Annotated in this window: 25 protein-coding genes and 1 tRNA gene; 13 read left to right on the top strand and 13 right to left on the bottom strand. The window is 63.2% G+C overall.

Annotated features, from left to right (window positions below):
• Nucleotides 1-194: 194 nt before the first annotated feature.
• The 3 genes from F3H95_RS22625 to F3H95_RS22615 are packed head-to-tail and all read right to left on the bottom strand — an operon-like array spanning nucleotide 195 to nucleotide 1,578.
• Nucleotides 195-746: a DUF4865 family protein gene (locus F3H95_RS22625; protein WP_149747652.1), complete on the bottom strand. Its 552-nt coding sequence runs from the start codon at nucleotides 744-746 to the stop codon at nucleotides 195-197.
• Complete coding sequence (locus F3H95_RS22620; RefSeq protein ID WP_149747651.1) at nucleotides 743-1,177, bottom strand: cupin domain-containing protein; 435 nt, start codon at nucleotides 1,175-1,177, stop codon at nucleotides 743-745. Before F3H95_RS22620 ends, F3H95_RS22625 begins: the two co-directional genes overlap by 4 nt.
• A complete protein-coding gene (locus tag F3H95_RS22615; RefSeq protein ID WP_149747650.1) occupies nucleotides 1,174-1,578 on the bottom strand; it encodes a tautomerase family protein in 405 nt (134 codons plus the stop codon). Before F3H95_RS22615 ends, F3H95_RS22620 begins: the two co-directional genes overlap by 4 nt.
• A 107-nt stretch (nucleotides 1,579-1,685) precedes the next feature.
• On the opposite strand from F3H95_RS22615, the gene F3H95_RS22610 reads away from it, so the two are divergent.
• Nucleotides 1,686-2,588, top strand: a complete 903-nt coding sequence (locus F3H95_RS22610) for a LysR substrate-binding domain-containing protein (protein ID WP_149747649.1) — start codon at nucleotides 1,686-1,688, stop codon at nucleotides 2,586-2,588.
• 62 nt (nucleotides 2,589-2,650) lie between these two features.
• On the opposite strand, the gene F3H95_RS22605 is transcribed toward F3H95_RS22610, so the two are convergent.
• The 3 genes from F3H95_RS22605 to F3H95_RS22595 all read right to left on the bottom strand — a co-directional run bounded on the left by F3H95_RS22605 (nucleotide 2,651) and on the right by F3H95_RS22595 (nucleotide 6,595).
• A tRNA-Arg gene (locus F3H95_RS22605) sits at nucleotides 2,651-2,727 on the bottom strand.
• A gap of 144 nt (nucleotides 2,728-2,871) precedes the next feature.
• Nucleotides 2,872-4,302 carry a HAMP domain-containing sensor histidine kinase gene (locus F3H95_RS22600; RefSeq protein ID WP_244618106.1) on the bottom strand — a complete coding sequence of 477 codons (1,431 nt, stop codon included), beginning with the start codon at nucleotides 4,300-4,302 and terminating at the stop codon, nucleotides 2,872-2,874.
• A gap of 238 nt (nucleotides 4,303-4,540) precedes the next feature.
• On the bottom strand, nucleotides 4,541-6,595 hold the full coding sequence (locus tag F3H95_RS22595; RefSeq protein ID WP_149747647.1) for a methyl-accepting chemotaxis protein: 2,055 nt from the start codon (nucleotides 6,593-6,595) through the stop codon (nucleotides 4,541-4,543).
• 292 nt (nucleotides 6,596-6,887) lie between these two features.
• On the opposite strand from F3H95_RS22595, the gene rpmH reads away from it, so the two are divergent.
• The 4 genes from rpmH to yihA all read left to right on the top strand — a co-directional run bounded on the left by rpmH (nucleotide 6,888) and on the right by yihA (nucleotide 10,045).
• A complete protein-coding gene (rpmH, locus tag F3H95_RS22590; RefSeq protein WP_142880770.1) occupies nucleotides 6,888-7,022 on the top strand; it encodes a 50S ribosomal protein L34 in 135 nt (44 codons plus the stop codon).
• 27 nt (nucleotides 7,023-7,049) lie between these two features.
• Nucleotides 7,050-7,442 (top strand): ribonuclease P protein component, encoded by a 393-nt coding sequence (gene rnpA / locus F3H95_RS22585; protein ID WP_142880771.1) that lies wholly within the window; start codon nucleotides 7,050-7,052, stop codon nucleotides 7,440-7,442.
• Nucleotides 7,442-9,253 (top strand): membrane protein insertase YidC, encoded by a 1,812-nt coding sequence (gene yidC, locus F3H95_RS22580; RefSeq protein WP_142880772.1) that lies wholly within the window; start codon nucleotides 7,442-7,444, stop codon nucleotides 9,251-9,253. The genes rnpA and yidC overlap by 1 nt, the downstream gene beginning before the upstream one ends.
• Nucleotides 9,254-9,391: 138 nt before the next feature.
• Nucleotides 9,392-10,045 (top strand): ribosome biogenesis GTP-binding protein YihA/YsxC, encoded by a 654-nt coding sequence (gene yihA, locus F3H95_RS22575; protein WP_149747646.1) that lies wholly within the window; start codon nucleotides 9,392-9,394, stop codon nucleotides 10,043-10,045.
• A gap of 74 nt (nucleotides 10,046-10,119) precedes the next feature.
• Here the strand turns inward: yihA and F3H95_RS22570 are convergent, their stop codons facing one another.
• Complete coding sequence (locus tag F3H95_RS22570) at nucleotides 10,120-10,854, bottom strand: anti-sigma factor (RefSeq protein WP_149747645.1); 735 nt, start codon at nucleotides 10,852-10,854, stop codon at nucleotides 10,120-10,122.
• A gap of 301 nt (nucleotides 10,855-11,155) precedes the next feature.
• Between F3H95_RS22570 and argB the strand changes: the two genes are divergently transcribed.
• Nucleotides 11,156-12,043: an acetylglutamate kinase gene (argB, locus tag F3H95_RS22565; protein ID WP_142880775.1), complete on the top strand. Its 888-nt coding sequence runs from the start codon at nucleotides 11,156-11,158 to the stop codon at nucleotides 12,041-12,043.
• Between the two features lie 19 nt (nucleotides 12,044-12,062).
• Here argB and F3H95_RS22560 read toward each other — a convergent pair whose 3' ends face one another.
• Nucleotides 12,063-12,965, bottom strand: coding sequence for a DMT family transporter (locus tag F3H95_RS22560; protein WP_142880776.1), 903 nt, complete (start codon nucleotides 12,963-12,965; stop codon nucleotides 12,063-12,065).
• Nucleotides 12,966-13,098: 133 nt separating this feature from the next.
• Between F3H95_RS22560 and F3H95_RS22555 the strand changes: the two genes are divergently transcribed.
• Nucleotides 13,099-13,809 (top strand): pyrimidine 5'-nucleotidase, encoded by a 711-nt coding sequence (locus tag F3H95_RS22555; protein ID WP_142880777.1) that lies wholly within the window; start codon nucleotides 13,099-13,101, stop codon nucleotides 13,807-13,809.
• Nucleotides 13,810-13,913: 104 nt separating this feature from the next.
• Nucleotides 13,914-14,600, top strand: a complete 687-nt coding sequence (locus F3H95_RS22550) for an EF-hand domain-containing protein (protein WP_149747644.1) — start codon at nucleotides 13,914-13,916, stop codon at nucleotides 14,598-14,600.
• Nucleotides 14,601-14,661: 61 nt separating this feature from the next.
• Here the strand turns inward: F3H95_RS22550 and F3H95_RS22545 are convergent, their stop codons facing one another.
• On the bottom strand, nucleotides 14,662-15,531 hold the full coding sequence (locus tag F3H95_RS22545) for an LOG family protein (protein ID WP_142880779.1): 870 nt from the start codon (nucleotides 15,529-15,531) through the stop codon (nucleotides 14,662-14,664).
• Nucleotides 15,532-15,772: 241 nt separating this feature from the next.
• On the opposite strand from F3H95_RS22545, the gene dapD reads away from it, so the two are divergent.
• Genes dapD through F3H95_RS22525 form a run of 4 tightly spaced genes read left to right on the top strand, consistent with a single transcriptional unit; the run spans nucleotide 15,773 to nucleotide 19,083 of the window.
• Nucleotides 15,773-16,642 carry a 2,3,4,5-tetrahydropyridine-2,6-dicarboxylate N-succinyltransferase gene (dapD, locus tag F3H95_RS22540; protein WP_142880780.1) on the top strand — a complete coding sequence of 290 codons (870 nt, stop codon included), beginning with the start codon at nucleotides 15,773-15,775 and terminating at the stop codon, nucleotides 16,640-16,642.
• 17 nt (nucleotides 16,643-16,659) lie between these two features.
• Nucleotides 16,660-17,853, top strand: coding sequence for a succinyl-diaminopimelate desuccinylase (gene dapE / locus F3H95_RS22535; protein WP_149747643.1), 1,194 nt, complete (start codon nucleotides 16,660-16,662; stop codon nucleotides 17,851-17,853).
• Nucleotides 17,840-18,457 carry a hypothetical protein gene (locus F3H95_RS22530; RefSeq protein ID WP_149747642.1) on the top strand — a complete coding sequence of 206 codons (618 nt, stop codon included), beginning with the start codon at nucleotides 17,840-17,842 and terminating at the stop codon, nucleotides 18,455-18,457. Before dapE ends, F3H95_RS22530 begins: the two co-directional genes overlap by 14 nt.
• Before the next feature lie 29 nt (nucleotides 18,458-18,486).
• Nucleotides 18,487-19,083 carry a hypothetical protein gene (locus F3H95_RS22525; protein ID WP_149747641.1) on the top strand — a complete coding sequence of 199 codons (597 nt, stop codon included), beginning with the start codon at nucleotides 18,487-18,489 and terminating at the stop codon, nucleotides 19,081-19,083.
• Here F3H95_RS22525 and truA read toward each other — a convergent pair.
• The 4 genes from truA to def all read right to left on the bottom strand — a co-directional run bounded on the left by truA (nucleotide 19,030) and on the right by def (nucleotide 22,080).
• Nucleotides 19,030-19,839: a tRNA pseudouridine(38-40) synthase TruA gene (gene truA / locus F3H95_RS22520; RefSeq protein ID WP_149747640.1), complete on the bottom strand. Its 810-nt coding sequence runs from the start codon at nucleotides 19,837-19,839 to the stop codon at nucleotides 19,030-19,032. The genes F3H95_RS22525 and truA overlap by 54 nt on opposite strands.
• Entirely contained in the window at nucleotides 19,839-20,774 is a 936-nt protein-coding gene (gene fmt / locus F3H95_RS22515; protein ID WP_149747639.1) for a methionyl-tRNA formyltransferase, read from the bottom strand. The genes truA and fmt overlap by 1 nt, the downstream gene beginning before the upstream one ends.
• A gap of 19 nt (nucleotides 20,775-20,793) precedes the next feature.
• On the bottom strand, nucleotides 20,794-21,216 hold the full coding sequence (locus F3H95_RS22510) for a type II toxin-antitoxin system VapC family toxin (protein WP_149747638.1): 423 nt from the start codon (nucleotides 21,214-21,216) through the stop codon (nucleotides 20,794-20,796).
• A 342-nt stretch (nucleotides 21,217-21,558) separates the two neighbouring features.
• A complete protein-coding gene (gene def, locus F3H95_RS22505; RefSeq protein ID WP_210245850.1) occupies nucleotides 21,559-22,080 on the bottom strand; it encodes a peptide deformylase in 522 nt (173 codons plus the stop codon).
• A 117-nt stretch (nucleotides 22,081-22,197) separates the two neighbouring features.
• Here def and rmuC point away from each other — a divergent pair, with 117 nt between their 5' ends.
• On the top strand, nucleotides 22,198-23,397 hold the full coding sequence (gene rmuC / locus F3H95_RS22500) for a DNA recombination protein RmuC (RefSeq protein WP_149747671.1): 1,200 nt from the start codon (nucleotides 22,198-22,200) through the stop codon (nucleotides 23,395-23,397).
• Nucleotides 23,398-23,439 lie beyond the last annotated feature (42 nt).

Raw genomic sequence — 23,439 nt, 5'->3', positions numbered from 1 at the left:
ATGCTGCGGCGCAGCACGACATGTCAAAAACAACAATGACTCTTGTGCGCTGGTCAACAGTCACAATGTCAAAGGAAAGGAAGGGGCGCGCTGCGACAGGCGATGATGAGAACTAAGTCTACGCTATGGCCCTCCTTCAGGTGCGCCGCGCCACTGCCGCAGAAATCCGAACCGCACTCCACTCACGCCATGCCTCATCGCGATACGTGACCGACCGCGTAGGTCTGGCCGCTTTCGACGGCATCGGGAACGGCCTTCCAAAGGCTGAACTCCATCCGCCGCCACGCTGTCGGATCAAACGCGCAGACCGTTGCGAGCGCGCCTGCCTTCATGTCCGATTCCGCCGTCGCAATTGCCTTTTCACGCTCTTCCGCAAGATTGGAATAGGGCGAGATTGGCTGAAGACGCCGAATTGCATATCGGGCGGTGCCAAGATTTGATGTCAACTGCGTCTGCCAAACCTGCCAGACCTGCACCGACGGCCAGCCGAAATCGCGCGTCAACGCCGCAAAGCCAGGACTGGTCAGAAAACTTTCGATCCCCTCCGGCTCGTCCCAGAGATAGAAGGGCGCATAGAGGTTTTCGGTGCTTGAGAAGCCGTTGTCTTGCTTCCTGGCCGATAGATAGGCCTTGAACCGCAGACGCGCAAATCCGTCGAGTAGCGGCCCTTTTTCCCTGATCCGCCGATCGATGACCGTCATGTCGTAGTCTGCCGGCAGGGTGAAACTGTATTGCATGGCAATCATCGCGCAAAACCTTCCTCATCGACGGGGCCGAACCACGCCACTGCCGTGCCGTTCTTCACAGGTTGGACACTGAGATAGCTGAAAGGGCTTGAAGACGTCGCCCCATGCCAATGGCGCTCGTCCGGCGCAAACCAGACCGCGTCGCCGGCGCGGACCTGGGTCGCCTCGCGGCCCTCGCGCTGGACCAGACCGACGCCATCGAGAACGAAGAGAAGCTGGCCACCCGGATGGCTATGCCAATGTGTGACAACGCCCGGCGGGACACAGGCGCGCATCGCCGTCATCTCGCTCTCGGCGCGGCTCGACAGGATCATCTGGACGAGAAATGGGCCACTGGAGACCCCCTCGGGCGCGGCGGCAATCCCCTCGCCGGCGCGAAGGATGGTCATGACGGAGGGGCAGGCCTCCCGCATATCGAAAATATTGCTCATCGCGCGTGCCCCTCATTAAGAGGCGCTGCGGCGGAAATACCGGAGGCAAAGGACCAGTCCTCGAAGGTCGAATTGACGATTGCGACCATCACATTCTCCGGCCGGAGACCGGGAGAAACCGCGAGATTGTCGACCAGCCTGCGGTAAAACCGTGCCTTGGTCTGCGCCGAGCGCGCTTTGCCGGTGGTGATGTGGAAGAAGACATAGTCGTCAGAGCGCGGGCCGCCGCGATAACTCCGGTCGAAGATGAGTTCGCCCGGCTGGTGCTGGTGGATCGCGACAAACCGGTCCCACTCAGGCACTTCGAAACAATCGACCAGTGCGCGATCCAGACTATCAGAAATGGCTGCGAGGTAGTCCGCGGATTTACCCGCCAGCATTGAAATACGGGTGAATGGCATGTCTGTGCTCCGTCGAAAACGATTGACAGACGGAGTATGCCGCGGCACGATCATCCTGATAATCAGATTATTCAGGATTAAACATCCTGATTTTTAGGACGATACACGTGCGTTTCACCAATCTCGACATGGACGCATTGCGGAGTTTTGTGGCCGGTATCGAGGCCGGCTCCTTTGCACTGGCGGCCGATCGGCTCGGCCGGTCCACCTCTGCGGTCAGCGCGCAACTGAAGAAACTTGAAGACCAGACCGGCACGAAGCTGGTGCAGAGAGCCGGTCGTGGGCTTGAGCTGACCGAGGGCGGCGAGGTGTTCCTGTCCTATGCTCGGCGGCTTTTGAATCTCAATGACGAAGCGGTGAGTGCTATCCATGGGCCGGAACTGGAAGGTTGGGTGCGTCTCGGCATCCAGGAGGACTTTGGCGAGAGCGTTCTGCCGCAGGTGCTCGGTCGCTTCGCCCGAGCCCATCCCAAGGTTCGAATCGAGGGACGCATCGGCCGCAATGTCGAATTGCGGGAGAAGGTTGCTGCCGGCCATCTTGATCTGGCGCTGGCCTGGGATGACGGCACGGCAACGCGGGCCGATAGAATCGCCACCCTGCCGCTTTGCTGGCTCGGACCTGCGGATGAGGAGCCTTTATGGCAGATGAACGCGGGCGAGCCGCTTCCGCTAGCCGCACTGGAAGCACCCTGCATCTTACGGAACCTCGCGTGTGGCTATCTCGACCAAGCGGGGATTGCCTGGCGCGTCGCCTTTGTCAGTCCGAGCTTGGCGGGCCTCTGGGCTGCCACCGCTGCGGGCCTCGGCATTGCGCTTCGCACGCCCGTTGGCCGGCCGTCGAGCGTGCGCGTTCTGGATGCAGCCGAGCATAACCTGCCAAGCCTGCCTACGCTCGGACTAAGCCTTCTAAGCTCGGCCACGCCGCATAATCAGATTAGCGCACATCTCGCAACCATCATTCGCCAGACATTATGGGGGAGTCTACCGGAGGCATGGGTCCTGGCGGCGTAATACACGCAAGGCCTGGATGCAACAGACGAAGATAAATATTGAAATTTCAATGATTGATGAAATGGCGCACCCGAAGAGATTCGAACTCCTGACCCCCAGATTCGTAGTCTGGTGCTCTATCCAGCTGAGCTACGGGTGCTTGCCTCACCGACTGACTGTGTGTCTGTCCGTCGGCGTTGGCGATCCTCTAAAGCGGTTCGATTTGGATTGCAAGCGATTTTGCCGGCGCGGCTGTCATTTTATTGAAATAACTGATCAAGTCTTTGTTTTTAAATGATAAATTTCAGGCTCTAACCCGATACTCCTCGATCGCCACCGGGCGATCGGGAATTTCGATGCGAAACTGCGTGCCGGGTCCGGGCTTCTCGACCAGCGCAATCGTGCCTCCATGCGCCAGCACCAGTTCGCGCGCGATCGCCAGTCCGAGGCCCGTTCCGCCGGAGCGGGCCGAGCCGCGGAAGGCCGTGAACAGGTTTTCGCGCGCCTTCTGCGGCATGCCGGGACCATTGTCGTCGATGGTGATGCTGACGACGCTGCCGATCCGCTGGGCGCTGAGGAGGATGCGGCGCGGCTGGTCATCCCCCGTCTTGCCGGCCTGCACCAGCGCCTGCATTGCATTGCGGCACAGATTGTGGATCACGCGGAACAGCTGCTCGCTGTCGGCATCCACCTCCAGATCAGGCGCGATCTGCTCGACGAATTCGATGCCCGCTTCCGGATCGATGGCGAGAATGTCGCGCACGTCCTGACAGAGATCCGTCATCCGCAGCAGGCGGCGCTTCGGCGCGGCTTCCGAAGCCTGCCCGTAGGCCAGCACCTCGCTGGTATAGCCGACGGCGCGATCGATCGTGCGCAGGAGCTTCGGGGCGAAGCTGCGCACCATCGGATCCTCCACATCGACCAGGCGGTCGGACATCAGCTGCGCGGAGGCAAGGATGTTGCGCATGTCATGGTTGATCTTGGAGACGGCAAGACCCAGATCGGCAAGGTTCTTCTGCTGGCGCAGCGTGCGCTGAAGCTGACACTGCATGGCGGCCAGATGACGTCCGGCCACATCAAGCTCGCCCTTGGCACGGGCAGGCCGGAAAATCCGCTCCGGGTCTTCCGGGCGCTCGGAGAAGACCTGCATGCCATGCGCCAGGCGCCGGATCGGCCCGATCATCATCCGGTTGATGGCGAGATAGATCAGCAGCGCGGTAACGAGCGAGATCAGCAGCGAAATGCCGAACATCAGCCTGGAGAAGGAAAGCATGGCCTTCCTCAGCGCCATGTCGGTCATGACAAGCTCGATGATCATGTTCGTCTCACCGATCGGCCCATAGACGCGCATGACCTTGTCGCCCCCGAACAGCAGGGTGTCGAGCGCATTGTGCATCGCCTCGAGCATGGATTCGTGGGCAAGGTCATACTGCTCGTCCACCTGCGGCGGCACGTCGATGGCTGCGAGCAGGCGAGAGGTACCGTCCTTGCGCAGCGCCAGAACCTTCGTGCCGGTGGCAAGCAGCGTATCCTCCTGAACTTCGCGCGGCAGTTCGGCAGGCTGCAGCCCGTCGATGACGATGCCGGCGGCCGCGGCGGTGTCGAGGCGGTCGCGCAGCCATGTGCTGCGCATGATCGAGATGGAGGGCACGAAGATCAGAACTTCGGCGAACATGACGAAGATCACCGTCAGCCACAGCAGACGGCCGGACAGGCCGCGAAACCGTCTCGGCATGGGCTGAAGGGGCAGATCCGCCTCGTCCTCCGGGCGCGATCCCAGCGGGGCGGAAGCCTCCGCCTGTTTCGTCATGCGGATCTCCGTTCCTCTTGCAGGCGCGCGCAGGCCGCGATCGCGCAAAGCATTCATCGGCCTGCATAATAATGATGCCCGAGAACTTTTTCCAGTCCTCGGGCATCAGGCCCTTTCAGGCCATGCAGCATCCAATTACAAAGGCTGAGGCAGCCCGCGTGGCTTAGAACTCTTCCCAGTTCTCGCCGGAGGGTGCCACGGCAGCTGTCGCGGCTGCACCGGAGCCGGAAAAGGCGCGGGCGATATTGCCCATCATGCGGCGGGCCGGAGATGCCTTCGGCACCGCGCGCTCGTCAGCGACACGCGGTTGCGGTGCAGACGCTGCGGGGACGGCAGTCCGCGCGGGACGCACGCCCGTCTCGCTGCCGATGTTGAAGCGCGAGATCAGCGAGAAGAGCCCGTTGGCCTGTTCCGACAGCCGGTGCGTTGCTGCCGAGGTTTCTTCCACCATGGCCGCGTTGCGCTGCGTCACCTGGTCCATCTGGTTGACCGCGATGTTGACCTCGTTGAGGCCGGTTGCCTGCTCGCGCGCCGCCGTGGCGATGGAATGGATATGGTCGTTGATGCCGAGAACGCGACGCTCGATCTCGTTCAGCGCCTGGCCGGTCCGCTGGACCAGCTTGACCCCGCCGGCCACCTCGTCGCCGGACTTGGTGATGAGCGCCTTGATGTCCTTGGCCGCGTTGGCGGAGCGCTGGGCAAGCTCGCGCACTTCCTGGGCAACGACTGCAAAGCCCTTGCCAGCCTCGCCCGCACGTGCCGCCTCCACGCCGGCGTTCAGCGCCAGAAGATTGGTCTGGAAGGCAATTTCATCGATCACGTTGATGATCTGGCTGATTTCGTGGGACGCCTGTTCGATGCGCTCCATGGCCGAGATCGCATCCCGCACGACGACGGCGGACTGGGCCGCGCTCTGCTTGGCTTCGGTCACCATGCTGCTGGCTTCCTGGGCACGTTCCGTCGAGGACTTGACCACGGCAGTAATCTCGTCCAGCGCGGCGGATGTCTGTTCCAGAGCCGCTGCCTGCTGCTCGGTGCGCTTGGACAGGTCATCGGCGGCCGAGCGAAGCTCTTCGCTGTTGCCGTTCATCTCGCCGGCAGTGCCCCGAATTTCGGTCAGCGTGCGACGCAGATTGACGATCGCATCGTTGACGTCGCTCTGCAGGCGGGCAAAGGCGCCGCGGAAATCGCCGGTCATGCTCTGCGTGAGATCGCCGGCCGCAAGACGCTGCAGCACCGCGCCGGTCTGCTTGAGGCCCGTATCGACCGAGGACAGCAACTGATCGACATTGGACGCAAACCGGTCAAGCGAGGGATCGCCGAAATGCTTGTCGATGCGGCGGGTGAAGTCGCCTTCGGCAGCAGCGGCCACAACCTCTGCCATGCGGGCCTGCAGGTCATCGTTCTGGGCGCGCATTTCACGTTCATTGGCATTCATGCGGCTGACTTCGATGCCATTCTGCTTGAACACCTGGACGGCAGCAGCCATGTCGCCGATTTCGTCGGCACGGCCCAGCGAGGGGATTTCGGTATCGTAATGGCCGCCCGCGAGACGCTTCATCGATTCCGTCAGCGCGAGGATCGGATTGCTGAGCGAGCGACGCGCCAGGATGAGGCCGAAGGCTGCACCGATCGACACGCCGATCAACGTGAAGGAAGAAATGGCATAGAAGAGCGTGGTGCCGAATTTCTGGAGACCGGCCTCGACTGTTTCGAGTTCTGCCTTGTCCTGGGCAACCACGGCATCGATTTCGGCCTGGAAGTCCTTGCGGTTCTTGCGGTTTTCGTCGGTATTGCCCTGGGCGTTGGCGGCATCGGGGCCAACCTCGCGACCGAGGCGCACCGTTTCGGCACGGAAGGTGCGGAATTCCTTGGAGCGCTTGACGACCGCATCGAAGGCCGCCTTCTGCTCCGGCGGCACCATGCCCTGCCACTTCGCCAGCACCGCATCCATCTGGTCGAGGCTCTTCATCAGGCCGGGGCCGAACTTGTCGGCTTCCGCCGGGCTCTTCGAGGCGTAGATGCCGCGGGAATCCATCACCACAGCCGTCACGATCCGGTTCAGGCTTTCCCCGAGGAAGGCGCGTTCGGAAGCCGACTGATAGATGTCGATCCGTCGACTATACTCCGAAATCGCAAACAGTGCCGTGCCGCCGACGATCAACGCGACCAGGCCCATGACGCCGACCAGCAGGTTGACCTTGCCCCGAATTTTCATGTTCTACCCTTCCCAATCAGACAGCCGGAAGAGACAGGTCCTGCTTTCTTCCAGCCCGCCTAATTTCGCATCATCTGATTAAGAAATGTTTGAATGACATTTCGTGACCGGGAAGGTCTGGCACGGCGGGGCCGCACCAATTGACTTTTGCGGCGGAGTCCTCTTATAAGCCGCCCCACGTCCGGCTTTTCAGGCGCGCGTAAGCGCTTTTCTATGCCGTTACGTCTCAATCAACGCTGTTGTCCCTCGATGGACAAATTCAAGAAGGGCCGCACACCGCGGTGTAAAATAAATGAAGCGTACCTATCAACCGTCCAAGCTTGTTCGCAAGCGTCGTCACGGCTTCCGCGCCCGCATGGCAACCAAGGGTGGCCGCAAGGTTCTGTCCGCCCGTCGCGCCCGCGGCCGCAAGAGCCTGTCGGCGTAAGGCCGACCTGCCCGGAACGCGCGGGCGATGTCGTCTTCCGACGATGAAAACAAGACTGTCGGGCGGCTGAAAAGCCGGCCGCAGTTTCTTGCTGTCCGGGAGGGACAGAAGCGGCGTGGCCCGCTTTTCCTCCTGGAAGTGCTCGACCGCAAGGAGCCGGAAAGCGCGCCCCGCGTCGGCTTTACGGTCACCAAGAAGCAGGGCAACGCCGTCGAGCGGAACCGCATGCGCCGGCGCCTGCGCGAGGCGGTTCGGCAAACCGCCCGGTTTGCAATGAAAGACGGTCATGACTATGTGATTGTCGCCCGACGCGAGGTGCTTTCAGCTTCCTTCGCCGACATCACGCAGGCGCTTTCCGAACGCCTGGAGAGCCGACCGAAACCCAAGCGGTCCGAGGAGACCCGTTCCAGGAAAGCATGATGGAAAAGAACCGTAACTATTACATCGCGATTGCGCTTTCGGTGCTGATCGTCCTGGCCTGGCAGTTCCTCTACATGAACCCGAGGCTCGAGGCGCAGCGCGCCGAAGAGGCAGCGCGCGCCCAGCAGGCCCAGACGACGCAGCAGGCCGATGGCACCACGCCGGCCGCCCAGACCTCGTCCGCCGGCGGCACAGTGACCGGCAACCTGCCCGGCTCCACGCAGGCTGCCCCCGCCGCGACCCGCGAGCAGGCTCTTGCCAAGACCCCGCGCGTTGCCATCGACACCCCAGCCCTCAATGGCTCCATCAACCTGACCGGCGCCCGCCTCGACGACCTGCAACTGCGCGACTATCGCGAGACAGTCGATCCGAAGAGCCCGACGATCACGCTGCTGTCGCCCGCTGACACGCGCGACGGCTATTTCACGGAACTGGGCTACATCGGCGGCGACAATGCCGGCACGGTCCCGGGCCCGAACACCGTCTGGACGCTGGCAGGCGGCGACAAGCTGACGCCGAAGACGCCGGTAACGCTCACCTACACCAATGACAAGGGCCTCGTGTTCACCCGCACCATCAGCGTGGACGAACACTACATGCTGACCGTTGCCGACAAGGTGCAGAACCCGACCGGCGAGCCCGTGTCGCTCTCCACCTATGGCCGTGTCACCCGCTACAACAAGCCGGAGCATCCGGCCGTCTACGTCATCCATGAAGGCTTCCTCGGCGTCATCGGCGCCACGAGCGGCCTGATGGAGGAAAGCTACAAGAACGTCGAGAAGGAAGCCTACAACAATCCGAAGGCAACCGGCGGCTGGCTTGGCATCACCGACAAGTACTGGGCAACGACGCTCATTCCGCCGCAGTCGGTTCCCTATGAATCCCGCTTCATGCACTTCGCCGATGGTCAGCCGCGCTACCAGGCGGATTACAAGAGCGACGCGATCACCATCCAGCCCGGCCAGTCGACCGAGCTGAAGAGCATGGTCTTTGCCGGCGCCAAGGAAGTGCCGCTGGTGGATGGCTACGAGCAGTCGCTGTCGATCCCGCGCTTCGACCTTCTGATCGACTGGGGATGGTTCTATTTCATCACCAAGCCGATGTTCAAGCTGATGGACTTCTTCTTCCGCTTCTTCGGCAACTTCGGCGTGGCGATCCTCTGCACCACCATCGTCGTCAAGGCGCTGTTCTTCCCGCTGGCCAGCAAGCAGTATGCCTCGATGGCCGGCATGAAGCGCGTGCAGCCGAAGATGGAAGAGCTGAAGGCCAAGCATGGGGATGACCGCGTGGCGCTGCAGCAGGCCATGATGCAGCTCTACAAGGAAGAGAAGATCAACCCGATCGCCGGCTGCTGGCCCGTTCTCCTGCAGATCCCGATCTTCTTCTCGCTCTACAAGGTGATCTACGTCACCATCGAAATGCGCCATGCGCCTTTCTTTGGCTGGATTCAGGACCTCTCCGCACCGGACCCGACCTCGCTGTTCAACCTGTTCGGTCTTCTGCCCTACGACGTACCGCATGCGCTTCTGATCGGCGTCTGGCCGATCGTGATGGGCATCACGATGTTCCTGCAGATGCGCATGAACCCGACGCCGCCGGATCCGACCCAGGCGATGATCTTCACCTGGATGCCGCTGATCTTCACCTTCATGCTGGCCTCCTTCCCGGCCGGTCTGGTGATCTACTGGGCCTGGAACAACACGCTGTCGATCATCCAGCAGTCTCTGATCATGAAGCGCCACGGCGTGAAGATCGAGCTGTTCGACAACCTGAAGGGCCTGTTCAAGCGAAAACCGGCCGCAAGCAAATGACGCCCCGCAAGACCCCGGCTTCGACCGGGGTCTTCTTTTTCCGGCAGGCGACACACCGCGCCGAGCCTTGACATGGCGGCCGAAAACCCGGAAGCCGGACACCAATCCGACGACACACCAAGAACAGGCAGCAGCATCATGGACGCACCACACGAGGAAAAGCCGCTGTTCGGCCGCCCCTGGATCTTCATCCGGGGCGTTCCCTCCATGAACTTCCTGCCGCCGCAGGGGCCACTGGAAGTGGCCTTTGCCGGCCGCTCCAATGTCGGCAAATCCTCGCTGATCAATGCGCTGGTGGGGCAGAGGGGGCTCGCACGCACCTCCAACACGCCGGGCCGGACACAGGAATTGAACTTCTTCGTGCCGGAAGGCTATTCGGGTGAAGGGGATGACCTGCCGCCGATGGCGCTGGTGGACATGCCGGGCTACGGCTATGCGCAGGCGCCGAAGGATCAGGTGGATGCCTGGACGAAGCTCGTTTTTGATTACCTGCGTGGCCGCGCCACGCTGAAGCGCGTCTATGTGCTGATCGACAGCCGGCACGGCATCAAGAAGAATGACGAGGACGTGCTGACGCTGCTCGACAAGGCCGCCGTCTCCTATCAGGTGGTGCTGACGAAGACCGACAAGATCAAGCCGCCCGCCGTGCCACGCCTGATCGCCGAGACGCTGGAGAAGATCCGCAAGCGTCCGGCGGCCTATCCCGAAGTTCTCGCGACCTCATCGGAAAAGGTTGAGGGACTGGACGACCTGCGCCGCGCCATTGGCGAAACCGTGGGCTATAGACCCTGACGTGACGGGCCCCTCTCTTCGCCTCGCCGGCGCCGCTTGCGGGCCTGACGGGCGGCAGGACCTGCCCTTCCCGATCAGGGCGCAGACACGGTACCGCTTGCCACGAAGGCACCCGTCGGCCTGCCGCTCAGTGAGCCACCATAGGCCTCGCGGCTGACGGCAAGCGTCACACCCGGCTTGAGGCGGCCACGCCATTCCTTCGACACGATCAGTTCGCCATCTCCCGCCTGCGGCAGCACGCCGAGCGAGACCGGCGCTGCATTGGTCTCGATCGCCCAGACCTCCAGGGATTGCTGGTCGCTTCCCGCCGTTGCGACAGGCGCCAGGCGCAGGCGCCCCTCACCCGAATCGTAACGGGCCGCCAGGCTCATCGGATTGTCCTGTGCCTTGAGGTCCACCAGCGGTCGCATGGGGGGCGGCACGATTGCGGGAGCCGGTGCATGGGTGCTGAAGAAGAGTACGCCGGCAAAGAGAAAGCCGAAAACGAAGGTGAGCGTGCGCCAGAGCCCGAGCGATGCCCAGAGGGAGCGCCCCCTGAAAGGACGTGACAGCGACTTCTGGCGCGCGGCAATCATCCGCCGCTCGACCATCGGCACGATGAAATCAGGAGGAGAGAGCGCTTCGTAATCATCGGCAAGCGGGGCGAGATTCTGCTCCCAGCGCGCAACAATGGCCGCAAAGGCCCGATCGCGACGGATGCGAGCCTCCACGCGCGCGCGGCCTTCCGGCGACAGCACGCCCAGCACATATTCGCCGGCCAGGACTTCATCCCTGGCGCGATCCCCCTCGCTCTGGTTCGGACTGCTCATCGGTCCTCTTACTCTTTCGTCCTGTCTGACATGGCCGGGACTGTTCCGGGCGGAAACTTCCCGTCTCCGGCAGATAGCAGCAAGCCTTCCACCTGGCGGAAATCCTCCGTGCGGATATGCCTCACCCCTCCGCAACATCCAAGGATCCAACGCGGCGGGTTCGCTGTCAATGCGTCATGGACACCATGGCGCATCACGTTTCAAACCGCACCCAACCTTACGCCGATTTGTTGCGCGCGGATTATTTCCTCCGCCAAGAACATGGGTTAAAAGGCCGGACCGCACGATCCAGAGGTACATCATGTCCACGCCCGAAAGCGAGATGCAGGCCCGGCTGCTGGCGCAGGCCCTGCCCTACATGCAGCGTTACGAGAACAAGACCATCGTGGTAAAATATGGCGGCCACGCCATGGGCGACACCACGCTCGGCAAGGCATTTGCGGAAGACATCGCGCTCCTGAAGCAGTCTGGCGTGAACCCGATCGTCGTGCATGGCGGCGGGCCGCAGATCGGCGCCATGCTCGCCAAGATGGGCATCGAGAGCAAGTTCGAGGGTGGCCTGCGCGTTACCGACCAGAAGACGGTCGAGATCGTCGAGATGGTGCTGGCAGGCTCGATCAACAAGGAAATCGTCGCTCTCATCAACCAGACCGGCGAATGGGCGATCGGCCTGTGCGGCAAGGACGGCAACATGGTGTTTGCCGAAAAGGCCCGCAAGACCGTGATCGACCCGGATTCCAACATCGAACGCGTTCTGGATCTCGGCTTTGTCGGGGATGTCGTGGAAGTGGACCGTACGCTCCTCGACCTCTTGGCCAAGTCGGAAATGATCCCGGTCATCGCGCCGGTCGCTCCCGGCCGCGACGGCGCGACCTACAATATCAATGCCGATACCTTTGCCGGTGCGATTGCCGGCGCGCTGCGCGCCGACCGCCTGCTGTTCCTGACCGATGTGCCGGGCGTTCTCGACAAGGACAAGAACCTGATCAAGGAACTGTCCGTCGCGCAGGCGCAGGCGCTGATCAAGGACGGCACGATTTCCGGCGGCATGATCCCCAAGGTCGAGACCTGCATCGACGCGATCCGCGCCGGCGTGCAGGGCGTCGTCATCCTGAACGGCAAGACCTCGCATTCGGTGCTGCTCGAAATCTTCACCGAAGGCGGCGCCGGCACCCTGCTCGTGCCCTGATCGCCGCCTGGCGCACGGTTCAGAAGAACAGAAGACCGAGGATGCCTGCAACGATCAGCAGGCATCCCATCAGTTCCAGCCGGTTGACCCGCTCCTTGAACAGGAAGACCGAGGCCATGAAGGTGAACACCAGTTCGATCTGGCCGAGCGCCCGCACATAGGCCACCTGCTGCAGGGTCATGGCTGTGAACCAGCCGGCCGAGCCGACCACGCCCGCAAACCCCACCAATGACGAGGTACGCCAGGAGCGGACAACCTTGCCGATCTCGCTGCGATCAGTCAGCAGCATCCAGCCGAGCATGAACAGCGTCTGGAAACCTGTCACGCAGGCAAGCGTCACGGCGGCCTGCATCACAGCGTTCGGACCATCGAGAGACAGCGAGGCGCTGCGATAGGCCACCGCCGAAATGCCGAACACGCCGCCCGAGGCAATACCGATCAGTGCCGTGCGACTGGTAAGCGAGCGAATGAGGCTGCCCGCCGTCAGCGGCGAGCGGGCGACCGAAATGGTCATCACGCCAAGGACGCCGATCAGGATGGCGATCACGGTGCCAAGGCTCAGGCGCTCGCCGAGGATCAGCAGGCCGAACAGGGCCGCCTGCATCGGCTCCGTCTTGGAATAGGCCGTGCCGACGGTGAAGTTGCGCAGCGAAAAGAGATGCACCAGCATGATCGTCGCATAGATCTGTGCCAGACCGCCGATCACCGCCCAGACCGCAAAGCCGAACGTCGGCACCGGCAACCGATAGCCGGCCAGAGCATGCAGGGCGATCACGTAGAGAACGGCCACGGGAAAGCCGTAGCCGAACCGCACAAAACTTGCGCCGCGCGTGCCGAGCGAGCCCTGCAGGTGTTTTTGCAGGGCGGAGCGCAGGTTCTGCAGGAAGGCGGCGGCGATAGTGATTGGTATCCAGGGTTCCATGACGACGTGCTAGCACCCGGCCAACCGGCCGCCAAGGCCAGCCGGGCGGCAATCGGTTCGCCTTTGCGCAACGCCATCTCTCGCCGCTGCTTTGCCGCTTCCCTTTGCCGGCGCCCCGGTGCATAAAGCGGCCATGCCACAGCTCAACGCCACGCCGAACCCCGCCGATTTCGCCCATGTCCGCGACTGGGTGTTCGATCTCGACAACACGCTCTATCCGCATCACGTCAATCTGTTCTCCCAGATCGACCGCAACATGACGGATTTCGTGGCGGAGCTCTTGCAGATGGAGCGCGACGAGGCGCGCGCACTGCAGAAACGCTATTATCACGAGCATGGCACCACACTGAAAGGGCTGATGGTGCATCACGGCATCAATCCCGACGCCTTTCTCGAAAAAGCCCATGCCATCGATTATTCGGCGCTTCTGCCGCATCCGGAACTCGGGGAGGCGATCCGGGCGCTGCCGGGGCGCAAGTTCATCTTCACCAACGGCACCGTCTCGCATGCTGAGGCAGCCGCACGGGCGCTCGGTATTCTCGACCATTTCGACGACATCTTCGATATCGTCGCGGCCGATTACGTGCCGAAGCCGGCCGGCGCGACCTATGACAAGTTCGCGAGCCTCAATCGCGTCGATACCCGCCACGCGGCGATGTTCGAGGACCTGCCGCGCAATCTGGAAGCTCCGCGCGCGCTCGGTATGAAGACCGTTCTGCTGGTGCCGCGCAACCTCGGCGACTTCGTCATCGAACGCTGGGAACAGGCATCGGACGAAGATCCGAATGTCGATTACATGACCGACGACCTGACCGCTTTCCTGCACGCAGTCCTGGCCCGCTGACGACAACCTTACCAAAGGTTCATCGAGATTACCGATGTTTAAGTGGTGGCTCCGCAAGGGCCGGCTTATCTTTCCTCCGACGACAACAGGAAAGGAAGCCCTCCATGACGGTCAAGAAACTCGTTCTCGCTGCCCTCGGCGCGACATTTCTGGTTGGCGCCGCCGCTCCCGCGAGTTTCGCCGCCCCCGGCCGGCCGGAGCGCCATGGCCCCGGTCCGGATCGCGGCATGATGGAAGACGTGATGTTCGTGCGCCTTCTGAAGGAGGCCGACACCAACAGGGACGGCAAGATCTCCAAGGACGAGCTGATGGCATGGGGCGACAAGCTGTTTGCCGAGATCGACACCAACAAGGACGGCGTGCTGACGCCGGGCGAACTGCGCAAGTTCCAGGAGGCCCGTATGGACGCCTGGCGCGAGAAGCACCGTGCCGAGCACGAAGGCCGCGGCCCTGGTCCCCATGGCCCCGATATGGCGAATGGCGACACCCCTCCTCCTCCACCGCCGGGTGATGCTCCGCGCGGCCCGGACGGCAAGGATGGCCCCGGGGAAATGGCTGACAAGGATGGTCCGCGGCATGGTCCCCGCGACGAGATGCGCCACGGCAAGCGTCACGCCATGGAGCGCGGGATGATGCCCATGATGGCGCTGGTGCGCATGATCGATACCGATGAGAACGGCCAGATCAGCAAGGCGGAAGCAACCGAAGCCCTCAACAAGCTGTTCGATCGCATGGATCGCAACAAGGATGGTTTGATCACCGTCGACGACCTGCCGGACCGCCCCCTGTAAGGTCCGCCGCCGACGTATGGCCCGCCCCTTTCGCTCGGGGGCGGGCCTCTTCGTTTCAGGGTCAGCCGGCCTTCAGCTCGTAGAAATCGGCGATCACGCGCCAGGCCTCTTCAGCCGTTTCCACGAAACTGATGAGATCCATGTCTTCCGGCGCAATGGTGCCGAACTCCGCCAGCGCCTCGAAATTGATGATCTTGCGCCAGAAGGCTTCTGCAAACAGGATCAGCGGAATGCGCTCCATGCGCCGCGTCTGGATCAGCGTCAGCGCCTCGAACAGCTCGTCCAGCGTGCCGAAGCCGCCGGGAAACACCGCAATTGCCCGCGCCCGCATCAGGAAATGCATCTTGCGGATGGCAAAGTAGTGAAAGTTGAAGCTGAGCGCCGGCGTCACGTACTGGTTGGGCGCCTGCTCGTGCGGCAGCAGGATGTTGAGGCCCATGCTTGGCGCCCCCGCCTCTGCCGCGCCACGATTGCCGGCTTCCATGACGCCCGGCCCGCCGCCGGTGACGACCACGAATTCCTGATGCGCATGGCGCGCGGATTCGCCGGCACAGAGCACGGCGAACTTGCGCGCCTCCTCGTAATAGACAGAGGCCTCCTCCAGGCTCTTGCGCTGCGTCTCGTTGCGCGCCGCCCAGGGTTCCGCGCCGGGTGCGGGAATGCGCGCGCCGCCGAACAGCACAACGGTGGACTTGATGCCCATCTCCGTCAGGATCATCTCGGGCTTCAGCAGTTCGAGCTGCAGACGCACCGGCCGCAGTTCGTCGCGACACAGGAAGTCTTCGTCCGCATAGGCGAGCCGATAGGAGGGCGACACCGATTGCGGTGTTTTCGGAATCGCGCGCGCCCTGAGCTTGTCGACCGAGCTGTCCTTCAGCGGATCGAACACGCCGCCCTTGCGCCTCAGCCTGTCGCTCTTGCCCGCTGCCATGGGTCTATCCTCCATATTCTAGCCTTCAAACCCTTGTCTAACTCGCAATCGATTACGAATCCGTAGGTTCCCGCCAAATTGTCATCGCCCGGTGCAGCCTCCTGGCCGGACGGGGCAAGACGCCGGAACGCCAAACCACGTTGACGCCCGAGAGGCGGTCGCTTAGATCAATCCTCAAGACTTTGCCAGCCGGCAGAAAGCGTCCCCTCATCACGTTCCGTTTGACAGCCAAGGACTTCCGATGACCAGCCCCGCGAACCAGGACTTCGCCACCCTCGAAGCAACGATCGAAAACGCCTTCGACAATCGCGACAGCGTGACCATCAGCACGAAGGGCGAAATCCGCGATGCGGTGGATGAGGCTCTGACCCTTCTCGACAACGGCACGCTGCGTGTTGCCTCCCGCGGCGAGGACGGCAGCTGGACCGTTCGCCAGTGGCTGAAGAAGGCCGTTCTTCTGTCCTTCCGTCTCAACGATATGGAGGTCGTCAAGGGCGGCCCCGGCGCCTCCACATGGTGGGACAAGGTGCCCTCCAAGTTCGAAGGCTGGGGCGAGAACCAGTTCCGCGCCGCCGGCTTCCGTGCCGTCCCGAATGCCGTCGTGCGCCGCTCGGCCTATGTCTCCAAGGGCGTCGTGCTGATGCCCTCCTTCGTCAATCTCGGCGCCTATGTCGGCGAGAATACCATGGTCGACACCTGGGCGACCGTCGGCTCCTGCGCCCAGATCGGCGCCAACGTGCACCTCTCGGGTGGCGTGGGCATCGGCGGCGTTCTGGAACCGCTCCAGGCCGGCCCGACGATCATCGAGGACAACTGCTTCATCGGCGCGCGTTCCGAAGTGGTCGAAGGCTGCATCATCCGCGAAGGTTCGGTGCTCGGCATGGGCGTCTATATCGGCAAGTCGACCAAGATCGTCGACCGCGCCACGGGCGAGGTGATGTATGGCGAAGTGCCGCCCTATTCCGTCGTCGTCGCCGGCTCCATGCCGTCAGCCAATGCCACGATGGGCAACGGCCAGCCTGCACCGCATCTCTATTGCGCCGTCATCGTCAAGCGTGTGGATGAGAAGACCCGTTCGAAGACCGGCATCAACGAACTGCTGCGCGACTGAGCGAAGGCCTGATCCCGATGTCCGTCACGAACGCGGCCGACAATCTGGCCACCCTGATCCGTTGCCCCTCCGTAACCCCGGCGGAAGGCGGGGCGCTTGTCGCGCTTGAGGCGATGCTGGCGCCGCTCGGTTTTGCCGTCGAGCGCGTCACCGCCAGCGAGGCGGGGACGCCGGACATCGAAAACCTCTATGCCCGCCTCGGCAGCGACGGCCCACATCTGATGTTTGCCGGGCATACGGATGTCGTTCCGGTGGGCGACGAGGCGGCCTGGACGCATCCGCCCTTTGCGGCGGAGATTGCCGGCGGAGAGATGTTCGGCCGCGGCGCCGTGGACATGAAGGGCGGCATTGCCTGCTTCGTGGCGGCACTTGCCCGCTACGTGGAAAAGCACGGGGCGCCGAAGGGCTCGGTCTCCTTCCTCATCACCGGCGACGAGGAAGGCCCGGCGATCAACGGCACCGTCAAGCTGCTGGAATGGGCGGCGGAGAGGGGCGAGCGCTGGGATGCCTGTCTCGTCGGCGAGCCGACCAATCCCGACCAGCTGGGTGATATGATCAAGATCGGCCGCCGCGGCTCGATCTCCGGCTTCGTCACCGTGCATGGCGTGCAGGGCCATGCAGCCTATCCGCATCTGGCCGACAATCCGTTGCGGGCCGTCGCCACCATGGCAACCGCGCTGATGCATCCCCCGCTCGACACCGGCACCGAGAACTTTCCGCCGACCAATCTGGAAGTGACCACCATCGATACCGGCAACCGCGCGACGAATGTCATTCCCGCGCGCGCGCGTTTCGATTTCAACGTGCGCTTCAATGACCTCTGGACCGCCGAGAGCCTGCAGGACGAGCTGGTGCGCCGGCTGGATGCGGCAGCCGCCGACCAGACGCTACGCCCCGGCCGCGCGCCGATCCGCTACGAGATCACCTGGTCGGAACGGCCGAGCCATGTGTTCCTGACGCGCAACGATGCGCTGATTTCGTCCTTGTCGGGCGCCGTCGAGGCCGTGACCGGCAAGGTGCCGGCGCTCTCCACCACCGGCGGCACATCGGATGCCCGCTTCATCAAGGATTACTGCCCCGTGGTGGAATTCGGGCTGGTGGGCCAGACCATGCACATGGTGGACGAACGGGTGGCGCTGGCGGATCTGGAGACGCTCACCACCATCTACGAGACCTTCATCGAGCGCTGGTTCCAGCATGCGGCCAGCTGAGGAGATCCGCCATCACCTCGGCGGGCTCGTTCTGCTGGCCCGCGGCGATGCGCGCGGCCTCTCCCATTTCGACATTTCGGACGAAGGCGTGATCCGCTCGTTCAGGGCCATTCTCTATTGCCTGCCGGCGCTGCTGCTTTCCGCAATCCTGTGGCGCATCGGCTTCCTGCAGGTGGTGCCCGATGGCGGCCGCGGACATCTCGTCTTTGTCTATCAGGTTCTCGCGGTCAATTTGGCCTGCTGGGGCATGGCGTTGCTGTCGGTGGCCCTGGCCTCTCTCCTGCTCGGCCTTCGGCCGCTGGCACGCCCGCTGATCGTCATGGTGAACTGGGGCGGCGTCGCCGTGGTGCATGGCGGCTATCTGCTGCTTCTGCCGCTGCTGCTGCTGATCGGTGGCGGCACAGTCTGGCTCTGGCTTGCCCGCCTCGCCGTGCTGGCGCTCGCCGTCACCCTGCTGCTGTCGATGCTCTGGCCCATTGCCCACACCGTCATCGGCGGGTCGCGGTGGCGGCGGAGCCTTATTGTGTCGGTCGTCGTGCTTCTGCCGCTCTGGATAGCGCAGACCCTTGAAACTTCGATGGGACTGCATATTCCCTATGGCTGAAACACATGTCCCTCCCGGAGCCTCGTCGCTTGCCCTCCTTCACTGAAGTCAAACTCTATCTTTTCGGCCTGTGGCTGCTGATCAAGGGCAACCGTGCGGGCTTCCAGTATCTCGATCTCTCCGACCGCGGCATGATGCGTTCGTTCTGGGCGATTGCTTGGTGCGCGCCGGCCATTGCTTTCTCCTGGGTGTGGTGGCGCTTCGCCTACATGCAGGGGCTGCCGCCCAGCCAGTCGCTGGGAGCCGTATTCTTCGTGCGCATGGCGATGCTGGAGGCGGCGAACTGGATCCTGCCGCTGGTGCTCGCCGGCATTATGGCACTGTTGCTCGGCATCGGCCGCTTCTTTCCGGCGATCGTGCTGGTCACCAACTGGCTATCGCTGCCGTTTTCCTACCTTTACGGCGTGCTGAGCCTTGTGCTGGTGGTGCTCCCGGGGCTGACAGGTCTTGTCGCTCTCATCTGGCTTGCCGCCATTGTCGCGCTGATCGTGGCGATGTCGCGCATCTTCCGGATGGTGTTCGGCGATCAGCGCCTGATGATCGCGACGATCACCATGGTGCTGATCGTGCCCTCACTCCTCATCTCCGATGCGCTGGAGCGCTTCTTGGACGTCTATCCGGGCTAAGCCCTCGGCATCCGGATAATCCACCTGCATGAAATAGAGCCCTTCCGGCGGCGCGACCGGACCGCAGGCAGCGCGATCCCGCGCCTCCAGCGCATCCTGCACATCCTGCGGCGTCATCCTGCCCTCCCCCGCCAGCTTCAGCGTGCCGGCAAAGGAACGGATCTGGTTGTGCAGAAAACTCTGCGCGGTGGCGCGGATCTCGATGAGATCGCCGTGGCGGGTCACATCCAGCCGATCCAGCGTGCGCACGGGGCTTTTCGCCTGGCAATGGGCGGAGCGGAAGGTGGTGAAATCGTGATGGCCGACCAGCCTCTGGGCGGCCGCGTGCATGGCCTCGTGATCCAGTTCCTTCGCCACCCACCAGGCCCGCTTGGCCTCGATGGCAAGCGGCGATTTGCGCGAGATGATGCGATAGAGATAATGCCGCCGGAGCGCCGTAAAGCGGGCGTCGAAGACATCAGGCACGGCCTCGACGGAAATGATCGACACTTTCTCGCCGGCAAGCGCCAGATGCGCGTTCAGCGCGTTGCGCAGCTTGTAAGGCGCCCAGTCGCGGGACAGATCCGCATGCACCACCTGGCCGAGCGCATGCACGCCGGAATCGGTGCGCCCGGCCGCGCGGATGCTGACCGTCTCCCGCGTCAGGGACAGGATCGCCCCCTCGATCGCGGACTGCACCGAATGACCATTCTCCTGCCGCTGCCAGCCGACATAGGGCGTGCCGTCATATTCGACGGTCATCTTGAAACGCGGCATCAGGCGAGCCTCGTGCCCGATGCGAGCGGCGTGCCGCGCAGGAATTCCTCGGCCGCCAGCGGCTTGCCACCCGCCTTCTGCAAGCGCGTCAGCCGAACCGCCCCCTCGCCACAGGCCACCGTCAGATGCTCATCGAGGATCGTGCCGGCCGCGCCATCTCCGTCGGCCAGCGTGCTTTCGAGCACCTTGATGCGCTCCGGCCTGCCGTTGATCTCGGCCTCGAACCAGGCGCCGGGAAAGGGCGACAGGCCACGGACATGATCATGCACCGCCTTGGCCGGCCGGGAAAAATCGATGCGCGTCTCGCCCTTGTCGATCTTGGCGGCGTAGAGCACGCCCTCCTCCGGCTGCGGCGTCAGCGGCAGCGCGCCGGCCTCCAGCCGCGCCATGGCCTCCACCATGGCCTTCGCGCCGACCGCCATCAGAGTGTCGTGCAAGGCGCCGGCCGTGGTGTCCGGCCCGATCGGAACTTCGGCGGTCAGCGCCACCGGGCCGGTATCCAGCCCCTTTTCCATCTGCATCACCATCATGCCGGTCTTCTCGTCACCCGCCATGATCGCCCGCTGGATGGGAGCGGCCCCGCGCCAGCGCGGCAGAAGCGACGCATGACCATTGTAGCAGCCGAGTCGCGTCGCCTCGAGCACCTCGACCGGCAACAGCAGGCCATAGGCCACCACCACGGCGACATCGGCGCCCAGTGCACGCACACGGGCACGCTCCTCGGCCGCCTTGAAATTCAGAGGCGTGAAGACAGGAAACCCGAGCGCCTCGGCCGCCTGATGCACCGGGGACTTCTGCAGATCGAGCCCGCGGCGCCCGCCTGGACGCGGCGGCTGGGTGTAGACCGCAACGATCTCGTGGCCGGCCTCCGCCAGTGCCTTCAGCGTCGGCACGGAAAATTCCGGTGTTCCCATGAAGATGATGCTGAGCGCCATGAAGTCCGTCCTGTTGTCGTCAGCCGACTTCAAACGGGTTTACGAGCCGAAGATCAAGCCCTTCGAAGTCTTTTGTGTTGCGGGTGGCAAGGCTTGCGCCATGGCCTAGGCAAATGGCGGCGATCATGGCATCCTGCACGCCCATCGGCCGGCCGATGGCATCGCGGCGGGCGTGGATCTGGCCGGTTCTCTCTGCATCGGCAATCGTCCACTCCAGGATCCGGTTGTCGAATCTCTCTTCGATCAGCCGTTCGAGAACCCGATGATAGCGATCCGATCCGGACTGCCGCAAAATGCGATCCGCCCCGTAGATCTGCTCCATGATTACCACGCTGCAGAGGTAAAGGGACCCGAAATCACTCGCCTCAAACCAGCGAAGGACATTGGCATTCATCCTGGGCCGGGAGAACTCCGAGACGATATTGGTGTCGAGCACGATCACTCGAGGTCTTCGGGTGGCCTGCCGAACTCCCGCTTTCGCTCCGCTTCCACCTCATCCATGATTCTGGAAAATTCCTCATCGAGGGCGCCTTCCTCGACAAGATCGAGCGGATCGCATCGAAGGCCGTCTGTGCAGGAGGGTCGGCGTCAGGCTCCGTCAGTTGCAGACTTTTCCGCAGCAGGTCTTCTGCCTCTTCGCACGAGGTGCGCCCAGCTCGGCTCGCCCGTGCCGCGATCTGGTGTGCGAGTTTTTCATCCAGATTTCTGATCAACAGGTCACCCAAGGGCCACCCTCCCTGATGTCAATCTCATCATAGGAAGACGGCGGCTGGGCTTCAAGCAGTCAGATGGCCTTGGGTTTTGACTTGGCGGCCTTGGTGAAGCGCTTGATCACCATCTCGCGCTTCAGGCGGGAAATATGGTCGATGAACAGCACGCCGTTCAGATGGTCGATCTCGTGCTGCAGGCAGGTGGCCAGAAGCCCGTCGGCCTCCAGCAGGTGCTCCTTGCCGTCGCGGCCGACGTGGCGCACGGTGACGGCCGCCGGGCGCTCCACCTCGGCATAATATTCCGGAATCGACAGGCAGCCTTCCTCGTAGACCGAACGCTCGTCGGAGGACGCAACGATCTCCGGGTTGATGATCACCAGCGGCTGCTTCTCCTCGCCCTCGCGCGAGACATCCACCACCAGGATGCGACGCGGCACACCGATCTGGATGCCGGCAAGGCCGATGCCCGGGGCGTCATACATGGTTTCCAGCATGTCGTCGGCCAGTTGCAGCACGTCGGCATTGACCTGCTCGATCGGCTGGGACACCTGACGCAGAAGGGGATCGGGAAGAATGATAAGAGGCTTGATCGTCATGCGCCTCCCATACTCCATCTTTTCCGAGGAGGAAACTGGCCGAAAGGCGGGTTTTGCGTGGCAAAACGCATTTGTTCCCGTTTTGATCTTTCGTCCTCACCCAAACTCCGCTACCGTTTGACGATGCAGAACGACAGCCTTCGCCTCTTCGACCAGATCCTCGCCCTCCTTGCCGGCCCGGGCGGCCTGTTTCTCCTTGGCGGCCTTGCCATCGGGCTTGTGCTGTCGCTGCTTTTGCGGCGCGGCGGACAGGCAGACAAGGCCGGGCTGGACCTTCGTCTGGCGGAACTGATGCAGGCCCAGGTGGAAATGCAGGGCCGCGTCGCGGCGATGACGGATGCGCTCGGCAGCCGGCAGGCGGAACTCAACCGCGCCATCAACCAGCGCCTCGACGGCATGTCGCATCGGCTGGGCTCCACGATTGCCGAACAGACGCGCACCACACACGACAACCTGCGCCGGCTGCAGGAGCGGCTTGCCGTCATCGACGCAGCCCAGAGCAATATCCAGACGCTCGCCCGCGACGTCGTCGGGCTGCAGGCGATCCTCTCCAACAAGCAGACGCGCGGCGCCTTCGGCCAGGGCCGCATGGAGGCGATCATAGCGGATGCCCTTCCACAAGGAGCCTACAGTTTCCAGGCGACACTTTCCAACGGCTTGCGGCCGGATTGCCTCGTGCCCATGCCGAACGGGGCGCCGCCGCTCGTCATCGATGCCAAGTTTCCGCTGGAAGCCTGGCATGCCTTTCGCGAGGCCACCCAGCCGGAGGCGCGCAAGGCCGCCGGCCAGCAATTCCGCCGGGATCTCGAAACCCATATCCGCGACGTTTCGGAAAAATACCTGATCGCCGGCGAAACGCAGGAGACGGCCTTCCTCTTCGTGCCATCCGAATCCATCTTCGCGGAGATCCACGAGCATTTCGAGGGCGTGGTGCAGAAGGCGCAGCGTGCCCGCATCGTCATCGTCTCCCCCTCGCTGCTGATGCTGTCGATCCAGGTCATCCAGGCTGTGCTGAAGGATCAGCGCATGCGCGAACAGGCGCATCTGATCCAGGGCGAAGTGGCGTTGCTGATGGAAGATCTGCTGCGGCTGGACGAGCGCACCCGCAAGCTGCAGGCGCATTTCCAGGCCGCGACGCGCGATGTGGAGCAGATCCTCACCTCATCCGACAAGCTGACCCGCCGCGGCGCCCGTATCGGCGCGCTCGAACTGGAACAGCCGGTGGCAAAACCGTCCGCACCGTCCGAGCCCCCGGTGGAGCGTGCCGTCGAAAGCCGGACGGGACTTCTGAAGCTGAGGGTGGTTGACGAGGATTGACCCGCTCGGGCAGTGTCCGCCGCACAGGAAACACCAGCACGC

This window comes from Rhizobium sp. RU35A, assembly GCF_900156005.1.
In the GTDB taxonomy this organism is placed as follows: domain Bacteria; phylum Pseudomonadota; class Alphaproteobacteria; order Rhizobiales; family Rhizobiaceae; genus Neorhizobium; species Neorhizobium straminoryzae.
This window is presented reverse-complemented; position numbering and strand designations above follow the sequence as displayed.

What these genes read in the sequence shown, in the direction of transcription:
- F3H95_RS22625 (WP_149747652.1), bottom strand. Translation starts at nt 746, where the DNA reads ATGATTGCCATGCAATACAGTTTCACCCTGCCGGCAGACTACGACATG.
- F3H95_RS22620 (WP_149747651.1), bottom strand. Translation starts at nt 1,177, where the DNA reads ATGAGCAATATTTTCGATATGCGGGAGGCCTGCCCCTCCGTCATGACC.
- F3H95_RS22615 (WP_149747650.1), bottom strand. Translation starts at nt 1,578, where the DNA reads ATGCCATTCACCCGTATTTCAATGCTGGCGGGTAAATCCGCGGACTAC.
- F3H95_RS22600 (WP_244618106.1), bottom strand. Translation starts at nt 4,302, where the DNA reads ATGCCGAGACGGTTTCGCGGCCTGTCCGGCCGTCTGCTGTGGCTGACG.
- F3H95_RS22595 (WP_149747647.1), bottom strand. Translation starts at nt 6,595, where the DNA reads ATGAAAATTCGGGGCAAGGTCAACCTGCTGGTCGGCGTCATGGGCCTG.
- rpmH (WP_142880770.1), top strand. Translation starts at nt 6,888, where the DNA reads ATGAAGCGTACCTATCAACCGTCCAAGCTTGTTCGCAAGCGTCGTCAC.
- rnpA (WP_142880771.1), top strand. Translation starts at nt 7,050, where the DNA reads ATGTCGTCTTCCGACGATGAAAACAAGACTGTCGGGCGGCTGAAAAGC.
- yidC (WP_142880772.1), top strand. Translation starts at nt 7,442, where the DNA reads ATGGAAAAGAACCGTAACTATTACATCGCGATTGCGCTTTCGGTGCTG.
- yihA (WP_149747646.1), top strand. Translation starts at nt 9,392, where the DNA reads ATGGACGCACCACACGAGGAAAAGCCGCTGTTCGGCCGCCCCTGGATC.
- F3H95_RS22570 (WP_149747645.1), bottom strand. Translation starts at nt 10,854, where the DNA reads ATGAGCAGTCCGAACCAGAGCGAGGGGGATCGCGCCAGGGATGAAGTC.
- argB (WP_142880775.1), top strand. Translation starts at nt 11,156, where the DNA reads ATGTCCACGCCCGAAAGCGAGATGCAGGCCCGGCTGCTGGCGCAGGCC.
- F3H95_RS22560 (WP_142880776.1), bottom strand. Translation starts at nt 12,965, where the DNA reads ATGGAACCCTGGATACCAATCACTATCGCCGCCGCCTTCCTGCAGAAC.
- F3H95_RS22555 (WP_142880777.1), top strand. Translation starts at nt 13,099, where the DNA reads ATGCCACAGCTCAACGCCACGCCGAACCCCGCCGATTTCGCCCATGTC.
- F3H95_RS22550 (WP_149747644.1), top strand. Translation starts at nt 13,914, where the DNA reads ATGACGGTCAAGAAACTCGTTCTCGCTGCCCTCGGCGCGACATTTCTG.
- F3H95_RS22545 (WP_142880779.1), bottom strand. Translation starts at nt 15,531, where the DNA reads ATGGCAGCGGGCAAGAGCGACAGGCTGAGGCGCAAGGGCGGCGTGTTC.
- dapD (WP_142880780.1), top strand. Translation starts at nt 15,773, where the DNA reads ATGACCAGCCCCGCGAACCAGGACTTCGCCACCCTCGAAGCAACGATC.
- dapE (WP_149747643.1), top strand. Translation starts at nt 16,660, where the DNA reads ATGTCCGTCACGAACGCGGCCGACAATCTGGCCACCCTGATCCGTTGC.
- F3H95_RS22530 (WP_149747642.1), top strand. Translation starts at nt 17,840, where the DNA reads ATGCGGCCAGCTGAGGAGATCCGCCATCACCTCGGCGGGCTCGTTCTG.
- truA (WP_149747640.1), bottom strand. Translation starts at nt 19,839, where the DNA reads ATGCCGCGTTTCAAGATGACCGTCGAATATGACGGCACGCCCTATGTC.
- fmt (WP_149747639.1), bottom strand. Translation starts at nt 20,774, where the DNA reads ATGGCGCTCAGCATCATCTTCATGGGAACACCGGAATTTTCCGTGCCG.
- def (WP_210245850.1), bottom strand. Translation starts at nt 22,080, where the DNA reads ATGACGATCAAGCCTCTTATCATTCTTCCCGATCCCCTTCTGCGTCAG.